Below are 359 nucleotides of genomic sequence, written 5' to 3'. Positions count from 1 at the left end.
CCCATCCATCATAAAGCATTTTCAAGATTGACCGTGGGTGATTTCTTGTTTATCGTCTTGAGGTAAGTATTGATCTAAAAGGCTGACAATTTTTAAGTCTTCTATAACACCTGAAACAATACCGTGATGGTCTAACCGTTTGATTTTTAGATTCATATACACCTCAAAGTTGAGATGTTATTTTATCAAATTAAAGATAATTAAGCGTTTAAATTAAATCGAAATTTTTGAAATTGGTCTGATCAATGACTGGTATATCTTCATTCGATAAGATTCTATATGTCTAGGTATAAGTTTTGGGTCGCATATCTATCTTTACCACTTCATTACGCAGTAACTACATTCCGTAATAAGATGGG

General features: G+C 32.3%; 1 pseudogene. It reads right to left on the bottom strand.

The annotated features are described in order from the left end of the window. Nucleotides 1-24: 24 nt before the first annotated feature. Nucleotides 25-156 (bottom strand): annotated as a pseudogene (locus tag CWB78_RS18420) (DUF4277 domain-containing protein); the annotation flags it as partial. Between the last annotated feature and the right edge of the window lie 203 nt (nt 157-359).

Origin of the sequence: Pseudoalteromonas sp. S1612, from assembly GCF_005887175.1 — a bacterium.
Lineage (GTDB): Bacteria > Pseudomonadota > Gammaproteobacteria > Enterobacterales > Alteromonadaceae > Pseudoalteromonas > Pseudoalteromonas undina.
The sequence above is the reverse complement of the archived record's forward strand: the minus strand, read 5'-3'. Positions and strand labels throughout refer to the sequence as shown.